The sequence below is a fragment of the Modestobacter caceresii genome (genome assembly GCF_000761485.1).
GTDB classification, from domain to species: Bacteria; Actinomycetota; Actinomycetes; order Mycobacteriales; family Geodermatophilaceae; genus Modestobacter; species Modestobacter caceresii.
In genome coordinates, this window is the sequence record NZ_JPMX01000064.1 from 1 (window position 1) to 12,992 (window position 12,992).

Consider the following 12,992-nt stretch of genomic DNA (forward strand, 5'->3'; position numbering starts at 1 on the left):
CTGACCAGACATGAAGATCACGCGGTAGCCGTCACACACCACGCCAGCGGACTTGACCTCGCCCTGCAGTTCGGCGATCGTCCGGGCGGTGGAGATGTCGGGCGCCTCCAGCGGACCGGACGCCTCGGTGTCCGCAGAGGACCTGTCGACGGGCGCGGCCTGCGCCTGCTGGTTGGGGGCAAAGGTCCCCGCGACCAGCGCCGCGGCGACTGCCACCCCGAGCGGCCCCTTGACCCGCCACTTCGGAACAGCACTGAACCCATGACCAGCACGCACGGGAGACCTCACCAAGCACAGGACGAGTCGGATGGAACGACGTCGAACGCGCCAGGTTCAGGCGTTCGCGGTGAAGCTGGCAGATGCGCAGCGCACACGCAAGGACACGGAGAGTGGCGAATCTCTCCTGTCCCACTCGTCTCACCAGCACCGTGACAAGCCGCTGACCTGCACAGACATCCGAGACCGTGGAGTCCGATCGGCGTGAGGGGGCAGCCGTCCCATCGCGGAGAGCCACTGCCGCAGTTGGGATCGATCCCGGCGTCCCGGCATCGGCGACCATCGCTTGATCCCACTAATGTGGTTCCGGTCGACGGACCCCACCGGGGGGCCGGGGAGCGGGAGGCTCAGCCCTGATCTTCAAGGCGGTGCGCGATGGGCGCCCCTACCCCGACCACGGCTTCTCCGCCCGCGACTGGGCGATGATCCCGCCCCGGCAGATCCGGATGGACACCCTCGTCACCACCAAGCGCGAGCTGGCCCTCGACACGCTGCTCGCCGACGACTCGACCTTCTACGGCGACCTGTTCCCGCACGCGGTGCAGTGGAACGGCGAGACGTACCTGGAGGACGGCCTGCACCGGGCCCTGCGCGCGGCCCTGCAGCAGCGCAACGTCATCCACGTCCGGGTGCTCGACCTCGACTCGCTGATGCCGGCCCAGACGCCGGCCGAGAGCAACTCCGCAGACGCCAGCCCGGCCGACGCCGGCCAGCCGCGCTGACGGCTCAGAGTCAGCCCTTCTCCTCCGCCACCCGGGCCGCCTCCACCCGGGTGCGCGCCCCGGTCTTGCCGATCGCCGAGGACAGGTAGTTCCGCACCGTCCCCTCGGACAGGAACAGCCGCCCGGCGATGTCGGCGACCGTCGCCCCGTCGGCCGCCGCCCGCAGCACGTCGGCCTCGCGACCCGACAGCGGTGTCGCGCCCATCGCCAGCGCAGCCGCGGCCAGGTCCCGGTCGATCACCCGCTCCCCCGCCATCACCGCCCGGATGCCCCGGGCCAGCTCGGCCACCGGCGAGTCCTTGACCAGGAAGCCGGCGGCGCCGACCTCCATCGCCCGGCGCAGGAACCCCGGCCGGCCGAACGTGGTGAGGACGACGGCGCGCACCTCCGGCAGCGCAGCGGCCAGCTCCCGGGCCGCCTCGAGCCCGTCCTGCCCCGGCATCTCGATGTCCAGCAGCGCCACGTCCGGCCGGCAGGCACGCGCGGCCTCGAGCACCTCGTCGCCGCGGCCGACCTCGGCCACCACCTCGATGTCCTCCTCGAGGTCCAGCAGCGCCCGCAGCGCGCCCCGCACCAGCGCCTGGTCCTCGGCCAGCAGCACCCGGATCGTCACGCGCTCACCGACACCGGGAGCAGCGGCACCGTGGCCTGCAGTCGGTACCCGCCGCCGTCCACCGGGCCGGCTGCCAGCTCCCCGCCCAGCGCACCGACCCGCTCGCGCAGACCGGCCAACCCCGACCCGGGCGAGGCGCCCAGCACGGTGATCGGGTCCTCCGCTCCACGCCCGTCGTCGGTCACCGTCAGCACCGCTCGTACCCCGTCCTCGGCCAGGCCGATCGTCACCGTGCCGGCCCGGCTGTGCCGCAGCACGTTGGTCGTCGCCTCGCGCACCACCCAGCCGAGCGCGGCGTCGACCGTGCCCGGCAGCGTGGGCACCCGGTCGGGTAGCCGCACGTCGATCCCGGCCCCGGTCAGCGCGGAGCGCGCCTCCGCCAGGGCCTGGGCGCAGGTGACCTGCCGGTAGCCGCTGACGGCGTCTCGAACCTCGGCCAGCGCGCGACGGGCCGCCGCCTCGACGTCGGCCATCTCCTGTCGGGCGCGGGCCGGGTCGGCCTCGGCCAGCCGGCGGGCGAGCTCGCTCTTGAGCGCGATCAGCGACAGCGAGTGCCCGAGCAGGTCGTGCAGGTCGCGGGCGAAGCGCAGCCGCTCCTCGGTGACGGCGTTGCGGGCCAGCTCCTCGCGGGCCTCCTGCAGCTCCCGGTTCACGGTGATCAGGTAGCCGGTGCCCCGGATGCCGAAGGCGGTGAGCAGGCAGATCGGCGACAGGAACAGCAGGCCGGGGTCCCCCGAGACGAGGGGCACCGCCAGGCACACCAGCGCCGCCCCGACCACGCCCGGCCACACCCAGCGCCCGGGCAGCGTCGCCGCGGCGGCTGCCGACACGTAGATCATCAAGCCTGCCCAGGCCGGCCCGAACCCGACCGCCAGCGCGACGGCGAGCACCGCGGTCACCGCGAACTCCGGCCGCAGCGCCCGCGGCCGGCCGAGCTGACCCATCACCCGCAGGTAGACCACGGTGAAGACGAGCAACCCGATCGCGCCGACCCAGCGCGCCGCCGTCGGGCGGTCGGTGGTGACGAGGTCGACGATCGGGAAGAACTGGAACAGCAGCCAGGGCACCGCCCAGATCGCCTGCCCCCACCAATTCGACCGGTCCACGAGACGAACGCTAGCGGTCGGCCGCCCGGTCACGGCTCAGCCCGCCACCGCGTGCAGCGGGCGTCGCCGAGCGACCACCAGCGCGGCCGCGGCGAACACGACGCCGTAGCCCGCCAGCACCATGACCGGCGGGCCGGCGAACGTCCCGGCCGTGATGTCGCGGCCCAGTTCGGCGAACCAGTACGACGGCATCGCGCGGGCCAGCGCCGCCATCCCGTCCGGGAACATCTCGACCGGGAACCACAGCCCACCCAGCGCGGCGAGCACGGTGCCGAGGATCCCGATCGCCGCGCCGGCGGCCTGGGCGTCCAGGGCCAGCCCCACCGCCACACCGAGCGCCACGAACACCACCGACCCCGCCCACAGTGAGCCGACCAGCGCCAGCCAGGTGCCCAGGCCGAACTCGACGCCGTTGACGAACCGCCCGACCAGCGCCACGACGAGCAGGCTGGGCAGCACCAGCAGCGCCCCGACCATGACGTCGACGGCGAACACCGACCCGGTGGGCACCGGCGTCACCCGCAGCTGCCGCAGCCAGCCGGAGGAGCGGTCGAAGGCGATCCGGATCGTCGCGCCCAGCGCGGCGCCGATCGCCCCGTAGGCCATCATCGAGACCAGGACCGCGCCGGCGAGGTCCTGGTACTCCCCGGCCGGCGCCTGCCCGCCGATCACCTTGGTGAAGAAGATCGTGAACAGCGCCGGCAGCAGCACCGTGAAGAACAGGTACTGCTTGTTCCGGCCCACCCGGCGGAGCTGGAAGAGGAGCAGGTCGGTCATCGGAGGGCTCCCTCGGTGGCGTGCGGCTCGGCGGCGTCCGGCTGGGTGGTGAGGTGCAGGAAGGCCTGCTCGAGGCTGGCGCCGCGGACCTCGAGGTCGGGCAGCGCGGTGCGGCTGTCGAGCAGCGCGCGCAGGGTCGCCTCGGCGTCGGAGGTGGTGAGCTCGACGAGGTCGGCGTCCCCGCTGATGCCGGTGACGCCCGGCAGCCCGGTCAGCCCGTCCCGCGGCCCGGGACAGCGGAACCGGACGGTGCGCCCGGCGATCCGCGACTTGATCGCAGCCGCCGTCCCGTCGGCGAGGACCCGCCCACCGGCGACCACCACGACCCGGTCGGCGACCGCGTCGGCCTCGTCGAGGTGGTGGGTGGCGAAGACGACGGTGTGCCCGCGCCCGGCCAGGCCGCGCATCGTCGTCCAGAAGGCCTGCCGGCCCTCGACGTCCATGGCGGAGGTCGGCTCGTCCAGCAGCAGCAACGGCGGTGCGCCGGCCAGGGCCAGGGCGAGCAGCACCCGCTGTCGCTGCCCGCCGGAGAGCGCGTCGACCGCGTGGTCGAGCAGGCCGCCGATGCCGGCCGTGGCGACCAGGTCCGCCAGTGGCCACGGATCGTCGTAGCGGCGCCGCACCAAAGCGAGCACCTCGCCGACCCGTGCCTCGCTGGGCAGGCCGCCGTGCTGCAGCATCGCCCCGACGCCACCGGCCTCCAGCGCCGCGGCCGGCTCGCGCCCGAGCAGTCGGACCGTGCCGGCCGCCGGGCGGAACAGCCCGAGCGCGGCGTTGACGACGGAGGACTTCCCGGCTCCGTTGGCACCGAGCAGGGCGACGGTCTCGCCGCGAGGGACGGCGAGCGTCAGGTCGTGGACGGCGGTCGCGCTGCCGTACCGGACGGTCAGTCCGCGGACGTCGAGGGCGAGTGGTTCGGGCATGCCCCGAGCCTGGCTCCCCACGGGGCCTCACCGGGAGTGCGAGACGTCGTCCACACCTCGTGACGGATGTCAGACCGCCGGCCGCACGCCGCCTACGCTCGTCGGGTGGACGTGCTCGAAGACCCTGCCCTCGAGGTGCTCGGCCGGGTGTTCGGCTACGACGCCTTCCGCGGACCGCAGCGCGAGGTCGTCGACCACGTCGTCGCCGGCGGCGATGCGCTGGTGCTGATGCCGACCGGCGGCGGGAAGTCGCTGTGCTACCAGGTGCCGGCGCTGCTGCGGGAGGGCGTCGGCGTCGTCGTCTCCCCGCTGATCGCGCTGATGCAGGACCAGGTCGACACGTTGCGTGCGCTGGGCGTGCGCGCCGGGTTCCTCAACTCCAGCCAGGACCGGGCCGAGCGCCGGGACGTCGAGGAGGCCTTCCTCGCCGAGGAGCTCGACCTGCTGTACGTGGCCCCGGAGTCCCTGGGCGGTGGCGCCTCACCGACCGCCCGCCTGCTCGAACGGGGCCGGATCGCGCTGTTCGCCATCGACGAGGCGCACTGCGTGGCGCAGTGGGGGCACGACTTCCGGCCCGACTACCTCGCCCTGTCGATGCTGCACGAGCGCTGGCCCGACGTGCCCCGGATCGCCCTGACGGCGACGGCCACCCCCGCCACGCACGCCGAGATCAGCACCCGGCTCCAGCTCGACGACGCGCTGCACGTGGTCGCAGGGTTCGACCGACCGAACATCCAGTACCGGATCGCGCCGAAGAACGAGCCGCGCAAGCAGCTGCTGGACCTGCTGCGCACCGAGCACCCCGGCGACGCCGGCATCGTCTACTGCCTGTCCCGCGCCTCGGTGGAGAAGACGGCCGAGTTCCTGGTGGGCCAGGGCATCCCCGCGCTGCCCTACCACGCGGGCCTGGACCAGCGGACCCGCGCGACGCACCAGTCCCGGTTCCTGCGCGAGGACGGGCTGGTGATGGTCGCGACCATCGCGTTCGGCATGGGCATCGACAAGCCCGACGTCCGCTTCGTCGCCCACCTGGACCTGCCCAAGTCGGTCGAGGGCTACTACCAGGAGACCGGACGGGCCGGCCGGGACGGACTGCCCTCCACCGCATGGCTCGCCTACGGGCTGGCCGACGTCGTCCAGCAGCGCAAGATGATCGAGTCCTCGGAGGGCGACCTCGCGCACCGCCGGGTGCTGTCCGCCCAGCTCGACGCGATGCTGGCGCTCTGCGAGACGGTCGAGTGCCGGCGGGTGCGGCTGCTGGCCCACTTCGGCCAGGAGAGCGCGCCCTGCGGCAACTGCGACACCTGCCTGAGCCCCCCGGAGTCCTGGGACGCCACCATCCCGGCGCAGATGCTGCTGTCCACGGTGCTGCGGCTGCAGCGCGAGCGCGGGCAGTCCTTCGGCGCCGGCCAGTCGATCGACATCCTGCTCGGCAAGCGCACCGACAAGGTCACCCAGCACAGCCACGACGAGCTGACCGTCTTCGGCATCGGCACCGACCTGTCCGAGGGCCAGTGGCGCGGCGTCGTCCGTCAGCTGCTGGCGCAGGGGCTGCTCGCGGTGCAGGGCGAGTACGGGACGTTGGCGCTCAACGAGGCCAGCGGGCCGGTGCTGCGCCGGGAACGGGAGGTGCTGATGCGCCGCGAGCCCGAGCGCCCGACCCGGGCCGCGACCGCCCGCGCCCGGGGCAGCCGGTCCACCGCCCCGGAGCTCCCCGCATCGGCCGCCCCGGCCTTCGAGCGGCTGCGGGCCTGGCGGGCCGCCACCGCAAAGGAGCAGGGCGTGCCCGCCTACGTCGTCTTCCACGACGCGACCCTGCGGCAGATCGCCACCGAGGAGCCGGCGACCCTGGCCGCCCTGGGCACGATCGGCGGCGTCGGCGCGACGAAGCTGGAGAAGTTCGGCGACCAGGTCCTGGCCGCCCTGCACGGCTGAGGCCGCTGGGGTCCCTAGTCGGTGAGGTCGCGGACGACGGCGTCGGCGAGGAGCCGGCCACGGTCGGTGAGGACGGCGAGCCCCGCCTCGTGCGGCGCGGCCGCCAGCAGCCCCCGGACGACGGACTCCGCGGCCCGCGCCCGCCCCGCCGCGCTCAGTGCGGTCAGCGGCAACCCGTCACGAAGCCGGAGCCCGAGCAACACCGTCTCCAGCGCCTGGTCCTCCGGGGTCAGCAGCTCGCTGTCGGCGGCCGGGTGCAGACCGGCGGCCAGTCGGTCGGCGTAGGCGGCCGGGTGCTTGACGTTCCACCAGCGCAGTCCGCCGACGTGCGAGTGCGCGCCGGGCCCGATCCCCCACCAGTTCGCGTTGGCCCAGTACAGCTCGTTGTGCCGGCAGCGGGCCGCCCGGTCGCGGGCCCAGTTCGACACCTCGTACCAGCCGAGCCCAGCGGTTCCGAACGTCCGGTCGGCCATCTCGTAGCGGTCGGCCAGCACGTCGTCGTCCGGCATCGGCAGCTCGCCCCGGGCCACCCGCCGGGCCAGCCGCGTGCCCTGCTCGACGATCAGCGCGTAGGCGCTGACGTGGTCGACCGGCGCGGCCAGGACGGCGTCGAGCGAGGCCTGCCAGTCGGCGTCGGTCTCCCCCGGCGCGCCGTAGATCAGGTCCAGGTTCACGTGCTCGAAGCCGGCGGCCCGGGCCTCGTGCGCGGCCTGCACCGCCCGGCCGGGGGTGTGCCGGCGGTCCAGCACGGCGAGCACGTGCTCGGCGGCGGACTGCATGCCCAGGCTGATCCGGGTGAAGCCACCGGCCCGCAGGGTGGCCAGCGACTCCGGCGTCACCGACTCGGGGTTGGCCTCGGTGGTCACCTCGACGTCGGGGGCCACCGGGAAGAGCTCGCGGACGGCGTCCATGACGGCCACCAGGTCCTGCGCCGGCAGCAGGGTCGGGGTGCCGCCACCGACGAAGACCGTCTGCACCGGCGGACGGCCGGGCCCCAGCACCTCGGCGGCCAGCCGCAGCTCGGCGATGGCGGTGCCGGCGTACTCGCTGCGGTTGGCGCCGGGGCCCAGCTCGTCGGAGGTGTAGGTGTTGAAGTCGCAGTAGCCGCAGCGCGTGGCGCAGAACGGCACGTGCACGTAGAGGCCGAACGGCGTCGTCGGCAGGCCGCCACGGGCCGACGCCGGGAGCATCGAGGGGTCCGCGGGCAGCGCCGGGGTCTGGCCGAGGAGAGGGAGGGTCGTGGTCATCGCTGCTCCCAGTGTGACCGCCCCCGGCAAGATGGCGGCGTGACCTCCGCGACCAATGACGACCGCGTGCTCTCCGTCGACGTGTCCGCCGGCGTGGCCCGGCTGACCCTCGACTCCCCCGCCAACCGGAACGCCCTCTCCCGCGCCATGCGCGCCCAGCTCCGCGCCGCCCTCACCGAGGCCTTCGCCGACGACGCCGTGCGGGTGGTGGTGCTCGACCACACCGGCCGCGTGTTCTGCTCCGGCATGGACCTCGGCGAGGCCACCGGTGGCTCCGCCGCCGACCAGGGGGTCAACGAGTTCCCCGAGCTGCTGGAGCTGATCTGGAACGCGCCGAAGCCGGTGCTCGCCGCCGTCCGCGGCCCGGCCCGCGCGGGTGGGGTGGGGCTGGCCGCGGCCTGCGACGTCGTGGTGGCCGGCGCCGCTGCCACCTTCGCGTTCACCGAGGTGCGGATCGGCGTCGTCCCGGCGGTGATCTCCGCGGTGTGCCGGCCGCGGATGCTGCCCAACGTCGTCCACCGGCTGATGCTCACCGGCGAGGTCTTCGACGCCGCGACGGCCGCAGCCGGCGGGCTGGTCGACCTGACCGTGCCGGACGACGAGGTCGACGCCACCGTCGCTGCGCAGGTCACCGCACTGGCCGCCGGGGCGCCGACCGCGCTGGCGGAGACGAAGCGGCTGCTGCGGTCGGGCCCCGACCTGGCCGGGCAGTTCCCGGCGCTGCTGGAACTGTCGGCGCGGTTCTTCGCCGGCGAGGAGGGCCAGGAGGGCATCGCCGCCTTCCGGGAGAAGCGCCCCGCCCGCTGGGTCCCGGCCGGCGACTGACCCTGCCGCCGCTCGTGCTCTGGTGCACCAGTGCAGCCAGAGCACGAGCGTGCGCAGACCCCTTGTCGCCCCGCACTCCGCGGCCGCACCCTGAGGCCGTGACCGAGCAGGCGGACCCGCGGGCCCAGTACCGGCAGCTCCCGGAGCCGGTGCACCTGGACCAGCTCGTGGAGGTGCACGACGCGGATCCGCCGCTGCCGGTGGAGACGCCGGCACACGTCGACCTGCGCCAGCTCGCCGCCGGCGGTGGCCCGGTCTGACCGCACGGCCGGCGCCAGGTGGGCTCAGAGCACGTACGTGGCGATCATCTGGCCGAGCTGGCGGATGTCGGCGTTGCCTCGGAACTCCAGCCGGACCTTGCCCAGGCCGCTGAACCACAGGTCGAGCTCGGCATCCAGGTCGAAGGTCCCCGCCGTCTCGATGGAGAAGGCCTGCACCTTGCTGTAGGGCAGCGAGGTGAAGTCCCGCTTCTTGCCGGTGATGCCCTGCACGTTGACCGCGATCAGTCGCTTGTCGGTGAAGACGACGAAGTCGCGCACGCCCTTGAAGGACGCGACGAACTGCTCGCCCGCGACGAGCAGCGGCGCGACGGCGGGCGCGATGTCCTTCATGTCGCAGGGACTCAATTTGAAGACGGAACCGTTCGAGAAGTCGATCACCGCGTCACCGTAGGGAGCCCCGTGCGGATCCCCCTGCTCCCACGCCGGGTCAGCGCAGGCGGCGGGTGTTGTCCGGCTGGCGGACGGTGACCCCGCGGGCGTCGAGCCACTCGGCCAGCGGGACGGCGACCCGGCGGGTCGTCCCCCACGCCTTGCGCGCCTCGCTGAGCGTGAACGGCTGCGGGAGCGCCGCGAGCCTGGTCCGGGCCTGCTCGGCGACCCCCGGTGCCAGGTAGATGCCCTCGGTGATCCGCACCAGCTGCTCGTCCCGCACCGCAGCGGCCAGCTCGCGCGGCCCCAGCCCGGCGGCCACCAGGTCACCGGCCTCCGGGGCGGCGAACGGCTCCTGCACCAGGCGGGCGCGGATGCCGTCCACCGCCTGCTGCACCGCCGGGGGCAGCGCCGCGGCACCGGAGACGACCCGGCCGTCCCGCAACGCCAGGGGCTCCCGCACCAGAGCGGGCACCAGCTCGACGTCGGGCAGCTCCAGCGCCGACCGCAGCACCGCGGTCGGCGGACCCGGTTCCAGCGGGCGCAGCTGCCGGTAACGGGCCACCACCTGCGGCACCCGGGCCGCCAGCTCGTCGGCCAGCCCCGGAGCGAGGAGCCAGGGGCCGACGGCCGTGGCGTCCGCGGGCACCGGCCAGCCCATCGCGACGAAGTCCGCCCGGCGCACGAACCGGCGCCGCACCAGGTCCGCCCGCGCCCCGGCCTCACCCAGCGGCTGCTCGGCGAGCTCGGCCGCGCGGGTCCGGGCGGCCCCGCGGCGGCGCAGCTCGGGTGGGTCCACGTCGCGCACGTCGGCGCCGTGCACCCGGCGGGCGCCGGGGTCGCGCAGCAGCAGCCGGTCCCCCACCCGCAGCGGCAGCTCGGTGGCCAGTCGCAGGCGCAGGGCAGACCCGTCCAGCGGACGCACGCGCGCCGCGACCGTGGCCGACCCGATGTGCACGACCAGCTCCGCGGGCAGCTTCTCCTCGACCGGTCGCACCAGCGTCACGTCGAGGTCCGCGGTGCGCCGGAACGCATCCGGGGTCAGCAGCGCGTCGCCGCGGGAGAGCTCCTCGACCGCCACCCCGCGCAGGTTGAGCGCCACCCGGGCGGTGGCCGAGGCCGCCTCGACCGGCTCCCCGAGCGACTGCAGCCCGCGCACGGTCACCGGTCGCCCGCCCAGGTCCAGCCGGTCGCCGGTGGTCACCGTGCCGGCGGCCAGGGTGCCGGTCACGACGGTCCCGGCGCCACGGATGGTGAACGCCCGGTCGATCCACAGCCGCACCGGCGCGGCCGGGTCGGGCGCGGGCAGGCCGGCCAGCACCTGCTCCAGTGCAGCGGCCAGCTCCGGCAGCCCGGTACCGGACCGCGCGCTGACCGCCACGGCGGGCACCCGGCCCAACGACGTCCCGGCCAGCCGCTCGGCGGCGTCGGCGAGCACCGGGGCCGGGTCGGCTAGGTCGGACTTGGTGACGGCGAGCAGCCCGTGCCGCACCCCGAGGGCATCGAGGACGGCGACGTGCTCGGCCGTCTGCGCCGACCACCCGTCGTCCGCGGCCACCACCACCAGCGCGGCGGGCACCGAGCCGACCCCGGCGAGCATGTTGCCCACGAACCGCTCGTGCCCGGGCACGTCGACGATCGCGAGCCGGCGACCGGAGGGCAGCGTCGTCCAGGCGAACCCCAGGTCGATGGTGAGCCCGCGCCGGCGCTCCTCCTCCCAGCGGTCCGGCTCCATCCCGGTCAGGGCCGTCACCAGCGTCGACTTTCCGTGGTCGACGTGGCCGGCGGTCGCCAGGACGTCCATCCGGGCGGCAGGGTTCAGCTCCACCGGCGCGCCACCTCCGTCACGGCGGTGATGAGCCGCTCGTCGTCGGCCGGGAGCAGGCTGCGCAGGTCGAGCAGGGTGCGGTCGCCGTCCAGGTGGCCCACCACCGGCGGGTCGCCGTGCCGCAGCGGCTCGGCGAACCGCGGGTCGAGCGCGACGGCGGAGCTGGGCAGCTCGAACTCCGGGGCTCCCCCACCGCCGACCCGCGCGGTCGACGCGACGGCGACCGCCTCGATCCCGCGGGCCTGCAGGGCGGCGGCCACCGCGGTGGCCCGGGCCTGCAGGCCGGCCGGGTCGGCGTCGAGCATCTGCCGGACCGGCGGCACCGGGCCGCGCACCGTCGCCTCCAGCGCAGCGAGGGTCGTCTTGTCCACCCGCAACGCCCGGTAGAGCGGGTGCCGGCGCAGCCGCTGGACCAGCGCCGCGGAGCCGAGCACGATCCCGGCCTGCGGGCCGCCGAGCAGCTTGTCGCCGCTGCACAGCACCAGGTCTGCGCCGTCCGCCAGCGTGGTCTGCAGGTCCGGCTCGTCAGGCAGCAGCGGATGCGGGCGGAGCAACCCGCTGCCCACGTCGACGACCAGCGGCACCCCGGTGCCGGCCAGCGCGGGAGCCAGCTCCGCGACGTCGGCGGACCGGGTGAACCCGCGGACGACGAAGTTGGAGGGGTGCACCTTGAGCACCGCACCCGTGCCCGGGCCGAGGGCGTCGGTGTAGTCGGTGAGCGAGACCCGGTTCGTCGTGCCGACCTCGCGCAGCCGCGCACCGGTGCTGACCAGCAGGTCGGGGATGCGGAAGCCGTCCCCGATCTCGACCAGCTCCCCACGGGCGATGACCAGCTCACCGCCGAACGCGGTGGCCACCAGGGCCAGGGCGGCGGCGCAGTTGTTCACCACCAGCGCGGCCTCGGCGGCGGGCACGGCCGTCAGGAGCGCCGACAGCGCTCCCTCTCCCCGCGGGCCGCGGCGGCCGGTACCGAGGTCGAGCTCGACGTCGGTGGTGCCGCTGGCCGCCACCACCGCGGCCACGGCCGCGCCGGACAGCGGTGCCCGGCCCAGGTTGGTGTGCACGAGCACGCCGGTGGCGTTGAGCACCGGCGAGAGGCTGCTGGCGGTGCCGGGCAGCCCGGCCAGCACGGCGGCGACGACGTCGTCCGGCGGCAGGTCGCCCTTCCGGACGCGCTGCTGCGCTACCTGGACGGCGCGCTTCACCAGTTCCCGGCCCAGTCGCTGCACCGCCGCGGCGACGGCGGGGTCGGCGAGCACCGTGTCGGTCCGGGGCACGCGCCGGCGCGGGTCGGTGGTCGCGGCGGTGGTCGTGGCGTCCGTGGTCATCGCGGCCGAGCGTAGGTGGCCGTCGCGGAGCCGGCCCGAGGGCCGGCTCCGCGGAGCGGCTGGCGGAGACGGACGGGAATCGAACCCGCCTGACCGAGTTGCTCGGCCACGTCGGCTTTAGAGGCCGCGGGGGCCACCAGACACCCTGACGTCTCCGCCGCCGACCTTACGTCCCGACGGCTGGACCGGCAGGTCCCGCCCGTCCAGCGGGACCCGACGATCAGTCCGCCAGCCGGGCCCCGTCGCTGCCGAAGAGGTGGACGTGGCCGACCCGCGGCACGACGTGGATCCGCTCCCCCCGGCGGGGTGGCTGCCGGCCGTCGACGCGGACCGTGACGAGGGGCTCGGTGGCCCCCTGGAGGAGCCGTCCGTAGAGGTAGGCGTCGGCGCCGAGCTCCTCCACCACATCGACCTCGACCACCGCGCCGGAGTCGGCGACGTCGAAGTCCTCGGGACGGACGCCGAGGGTCATCGCGTCGCCCGGGCTGGCGGCGAGGGACTGCCGCGCCACCGGGTGGACGCGGTCCCCGAAGCGGACGCCCCCTTCGGTCACCGGCACCTCGAAGAGGTTCATCGCCGGGGAGCCGATGAAGCCGGCGACGAAGACGTTGGCCGGGCGGTCGTACAGCTCACGAGGGGCACCGACCTGCATGAGCAGGCCGTCCTTCAGCACCGCGACCCGGTCGCCCATGGTCATGGCCTCGACCTGGTCGTGGGTGACGTAGACGGTGGTGATGCCCAGCCGGCGCTGCAGCGAGGCGA

14 protein-coding genes and 1 tRNA gene are annotated in these 12,992 nt (G+C 74.9%); 4 read left to right on the forward strand and 11 right to left on the reverse strand.

The features are described 5' to 3' along the window. Window positions 1-216: hypothetical protein (locus tag IN07_RS14185; RefSeq protein ID WP_036336639.1), on the reverse strand; the 216-nt coding region annotated here is incomplete at its 3' end. Window positions 217-632: 416 nt separating this feature from the next. On the opposite strand from IN07_RS14185, the gene IN07_RS14190 reads away from it, so the two are divergent. Further along, window positions 633-998: a type II toxin-antitoxin system VapB family antitoxin gene (locus IN07_RS14190; RefSeq protein WP_456237880.1), complete on the forward strand. Its 366-nt coding sequence runs from the start codon at window positions 633-635 to the stop codon at window positions 996-998. Window positions 999-1,008: 10 nt separating this feature from the next. Here IN07_RS14190 and IN07_RS14195 read toward each other — a convergent pair whose 3' ends face one another. Genes IN07_RS14195 through IN07_RS14210 form a run of 4 tightly spaced genes read right to left on the reverse strand, consistent with a single transcriptional unit; the run spans window position 1,009 to window position 4,417 of the window. Further along, complete coding sequence (locus IN07_RS14195) at window positions 1,009-1,611, reverse strand: response regulator transcription factor (RefSeq protein WP_036336641.1); 603 nt, start codon at window positions 1,609-1,611, stop codon at window positions 1,009-1,011. Next, window positions 1,608-2,717: a sensor histidine kinase gene (locus tag IN07_RS14200; RefSeq protein ID WP_052091277.1), complete on the reverse strand. Its 1,110-nt coding sequence runs from the start codon at window positions 2,715-2,717 to the stop codon at window positions 1,608-1,610. Before IN07_RS14200 ends, IN07_RS14195 begins: the two co-directional genes overlap by 4 nt. A 36-nt stretch (window positions 2,718-2,753) precedes the next feature. Beyond that, window positions 2,754-3,494 carry an ABC transporter permease gene (locus IN07_RS14205; protein ID WP_036336645.1) on the reverse strand — a complete coding sequence of 247 codons (741 nt, stop codon included), beginning with the start codon at window positions 3,492-3,494 and terminating at the stop codon, window positions 2,754-2,756. Then, window positions 3,491-4,417 (reverse strand): ATP-binding cassette domain-containing protein, encoded by a 927-nt coding sequence (locus tag IN07_RS14210; RefSeq protein ID WP_036336647.1) that lies wholly within the window; start codon window positions 4,415-4,417, stop codon window positions 3,491-3,493. The genes IN07_RS14205 and IN07_RS14210 overlap by 4 nt, the downstream gene beginning before the upstream one ends. A gap of 105 nt (window positions 4,418-4,522) precedes the next feature. Here IN07_RS14210 and recQ point away from each other — a divergent pair, with 105 nt between their 5' ends. Next, entirely contained in the window at window positions 4,523-6,352 is a 1,830-nt protein-coding gene (gene recQ / locus IN07_RS14215; protein WP_036336649.1) for a DNA helicase RecQ, read from the forward strand. A gap of 14 nt (window positions 6,353-6,366) precedes the next feature. Here recQ and hemW read toward each other — a convergent pair whose 3' ends face one another. Continuing rightward, window positions 6,367-7,599, reverse strand: a complete 1,233-nt coding sequence (gene hemW, locus IN07_RS14220) for a radical SAM family heme chaperone HemW (protein WP_156119198.1) — start codon at window positions 7,597-7,599, stop codon at window positions 6,367-6,369. A 39-nt stretch (window positions 7,600-7,638) separates the two neighbouring features. On the opposite strand from hemW, the gene IN07_RS14225 reads away from it, so the two are divergent. Both IN07_RS14225 and IN07_RS25305 read left to right on the forward strand, forming a co-directional pair. Continuing rightward, complete coding sequence (locus IN07_RS14225) at window positions 7,639-8,424, forward strand: enoyl-CoA hydratase-related protein (RefSeq protein WP_036336654.1); 786 nt, start codon at window positions 7,639-7,641, stop codon at window positions 8,422-8,424. Window positions 8,425-8,522: 98 nt separating this feature from the next. Then, window positions 8,523-8,684: a hypothetical protein gene (locus IN07_RS25305; RefSeq protein ID WP_156119199.1), complete on the forward strand. Its 162-nt coding sequence runs from the start codon at window positions 8,523-8,525 to the stop codon at window positions 8,682-8,684. A gap of 24 nt (window positions 8,685-8,708) precedes the next feature. Here the strand turns inward: IN07_RS25305 and IN07_RS14230 are convergent, their stop codons facing one another. From IN07_RS14230 to IN07_RS26395, 5 genes are all read right to left on the reverse strand, one after another. Continuing rightward, window positions 8,709-9,083, reverse strand: coding sequence for a PH domain-containing protein (locus IN07_RS14230; RefSeq protein WP_036336656.1), 375 nt, complete (start codon window positions 9,081-9,083; stop codon window positions 8,709-8,711). Between the two features lie 49 nt (window positions 9,084-9,132). Next, complete coding sequence (selB, locus tag IN07_RS14235) at window positions 9,133-10,902, reverse strand: selenocysteine-specific translation elongation factor (protein WP_231558378.1); 1,770 nt, start codon at window positions 10,900-10,902, stop codon at window positions 9,133-9,135. Then, a complete protein-coding gene (gene selA / locus IN07_RS14240; protein ID WP_036336658.1) occupies window positions 10,893-12,230 on the reverse strand; it encodes an L-seryl-tRNA(Sec) selenium transferase in 1,338 nt (445 codons plus the stop codon). The genes selB and selA overlap by 10 nt, the downstream gene beginning before the upstream one ends. Before the next feature lie 60 nt (window positions 12,231-12,290). Further along, window positions 12,291-12,386, reverse strand: a tRNA-OTHER gene (locus tag IN07_RS25310). Between the two features lie 64 nt (window positions 12,387-12,450). Continuing rightward, window positions 12,451-12,992: TOBE domain-containing protein (locus IN07_RS26395; RefSeq protein WP_231558379.1), on the reverse strand; the 542-nt coding region annotated here is incomplete at its 5' end.